This window comes from Aminobacter sp. P4_H6_2 (assembly GCF_056400805.1).
This window is the reverse complement of sequence record NZ_JBFUKO010000639.1, coordinates 1-2,970: the sequence shown is the minus strand read 5'-3', so window position 1 is coordinate 2,970 and position 2,970 is coordinate 1. Positions and strand designations below refer to the sequence as shown.

The following is a 2,970-nucleotide window of genomic DNA, read 5'->3' as shown; positions in this document are numbered from 1 at the left end:
CATTGATGCCAATCCTCCCAGTTTCGGATGACCCATGCGCTGCCAAACAAGGTCGGCTGGAAAGTGAGGTTGTAGAACCGGCGCACGTTCAAATCCCAGGTCGACGCGGTGGCGGTAAAAAGCTGAAGTGCGGAGGCGCGAAAGCAGTCGTCCCACGCCGAATGTATGTCTCGGCTGGCCCGTCATCACCTTTGTCACTACAGCAATGTCCTCCTCCTTCGTGCCGCCAAAGCGACCGATCCATCGAGGATCCAGCACGATCACCTTGCGGTCGGCTTTGCGGCGATGCGCGATCATCATCAGTGCGATCTCGGAGGACGGATCAAGCACCACCAGGCCGCCGCCCGTTTCAGCGCGGTTGGGATCGCACCGACGGGGTCTTGAAGCCGCCTGTCCGACAAAGAAGATGCCAGCCGGACGCACCTAACGAGCTGTCGAAACAGAAGAACAGCGAGCCGCCAGCAACTCGGCTTCGTCGCTCTCCATCTCACCCAGTCCGGCCCGGAGTGCCATCCGCCCGATGCGCTCTGCCTTGCGCGTTTCCGCTTGTCTCAATTGCTCCTGCAGTCGGGCGATTTCTTGCCTGATTTTCGATGAGGGTTTTTTCATTCCAGATGAGCCTTCCTTGTCTGGCTTGAGCCAAACGCCAAACAAGGATCGACGGGGASGGTGCGAAGCGCATYCCCGTTTATTCTCCAGTCGGCGGWGCCGACGCTCTCAACGATGATCCCGCCGTTCCGAAGGAGCGGTCCAAGGGCGCAATTATACGTCGCTGWCGCGACGCCTTGCTCAACGGCCTGTCCGGCCAGCCGCTCCTGACGAACGCACGCGTGTCCGTTCGCTCMRGGAGCAATCTCTGCCGTGACTGTCCCTCAYTTCTCCGTCAGCATCGTCAGCCGCGGCGACGGCCGCAGCGCGGTGCTGTCGGCCGCCTATCGCCATTGCGCCAAGATGGAGTACGAACGCGAAGCGCGCTCGGTCGATTACACCCGCAAGCARGGGCTWCTKCACGAGGAGTTTTYGGCGCCASCYRATGCGCCRCAATGGCTGCGCAGCCTCATTGCCGATCACTCGGTGGCAGGTGCTGCGGAAGYCTTCTGGAACAAGGTYGAGGCTTGCGAGAAACGCGCGGATGCCCAGCTTGCCAAGGACATCACCATTGCCTTGCCGCTGGAGCTGTCGTCCGAGCARAACATCGCACTGGTCCGYGATTTCGTCGARCGACACATCCTCGCCAAGGGCATGGTTGCGGACTGGGTCTATCATGACGCGCCGGGCAATCCGCATGTCCATCTGATGATGACGCTGCGACCGCTGACCGAAGRCGGGTTCGGSGCCAAGAAGATTGCCGTCATCGGGRAGAAKGGCGAGGTCTTGCGCAACACCGCCGGCAAGATCGTTTATGAGCTATGGGCAGGCGGGATCAACGACTTTRCTGCGCTTCGCGATGGCTGGTTCGAGACGCAGAACCAGCATCTGGCGCTTGGCGGCATCGATCTGCGCGTWGATGGCCGCTCTTATGCCGAGCGCGGCATCGACATCGTGCCGACCATCCATATCGGCGTCGGCGCCAAGGCGATCCAGCGYAAATCCGAAAGCGAAGGTCAAAAGCCCTCGCTTGARCGGATCGATCTGTTCGAGGCSCAGCGCAAGGAGAATACACGCCGGTTYYTMAARCGGCCSGAGATCGTGCTCGATATGATCTCTTCGGAAAGAAGCGTCTTCGACGAACGCGATATCGCCAAGATCCTGCATCGTTATGTCGACGATGCCGCCACGTTCCAGCATCTGCTGGTGCGGGTTCTGCAGAGCCCCGAGGCATTGCGCATCGAGCGCGACGGCGTCGACCTTGCGACAGGAGAGAAGRYCCGAGCGCGCTACACAACGCGYGAGYTGATCCGCATCGAAGCCAAGATGGCAACGCAATCGATCTGGCTKTCGCRGCGCGCAACRCATGGCGTTCGAGAKRARGTGCTGGRCAGCGTCTTGGCRCGTCATTTGCAGCTGTCGCTGGAGCAGCGTGTCGCCATCGAGCATGTGACGGGGGCCGCGCGGATCGCAGCTGTCGTTGGCCGTGCCGGCGCGGGCAAGACCACGATGATGAAGGCCGCCCGTGAGGCGTGGGAACTGGCCGGYTATCGSGTTGTCGGTGCAGCCCTYGCCGGCAAGGCRGCRGARGGCCTKGAGAARGAAGCGGGYATTGTCAGCCGCACGCTGGCGKCGTGGGAACTGCGCTGGAAACAAGACAGGGACAGTCTCGATGAAAGGACGGTGTTTGTTCTCGACGAGGCYGGCATGGTTGCYTCGAAGCAGATGGCGCTGGTCGTTGAAGCGGCAACCAGGGCAGGCGCAAAGCTGGTGCTGGTTGGCGATCCCGACCAACTCCAGCCAATCGAGGCGGGTGCTGCGTTTCGGGCGATCGTTGACCGCATCGGTTACGCCGAACTCGAAACGATCTATCGCCAGCGCGAGGAATGGATGAGGACCGCTTCGCTCGATCTGGCGCGCGGCCGTGTCGGTGAAGCAATCTCCGCTTATCGCCAGCAGGGCAGAGTGCTTGGGTCGGACTTGAAGGCGCAGGCGATCGACAGTCTGATTGCCGACTGGAACAGCGACTACGATCCGACGAAGACAACACTTATCCTTGCACACCTTCGGCGTGACGTTCGCATGCTCAACAGCCGCGCGCGCRAACAGCTCGTGGAGCGTGGGATCGTCGGCGTAGGACATGCCTTCCGCACCGCAGATGGACTTCGTCACTTCGACGCCGGTGACCAGATCGTCTTCTTGAAGAACGAGACCTCGCTTGGCGTGAAAAACGGCATGATCGGCCGTGTCGTCGAGGCGGCATCAAACAGGATCGTCGCTGCCATCGGCGAGGGCGAACATCGTCGGCTGGTCAGGGTCGAGCAGCGTTTCTACCCCAAGGTTGATCATGGCTATGCAACGACGATCCACAAGTCTCAAGGG

The 2,970-nt window shown here is 61.2% G+C and carries 2 protein-coding genes and 1 pseudogene; 1 reads left to right on the top strand and 2 read right to left on the bottom strand.

Annotated elements, in window-relative coordinates:
• On the bottom strand, positions 1 to 333 hold a 333-nt coding region (locus AC1DUU_RS27875), incomplete at its 3' end, for a hypothetical protein (protein WP_476786585.1).
• 120 nt (positions 334 to 453) lie between these two features.
• Positions 454 to 609 (bottom strand): annotated as a pseudogene (locus AC1DUU_RS27870) (TraC family protein); the annotation flags it as partial.
• A 252-nt stretch (positions 610 to 861) separates the two neighbouring features.
• Between AC1DUU_RS27870 and traA the strand changes: the two are divergent.
• Positions 862 to 2,970 (top strand): Ti-type conjugative transfer relaxase TraA (traA, locus tag AC1DUU_RS27865; protein WP_476786584.1); only part of this gene is annotated, 2,109 nt, incomplete at its 3' end.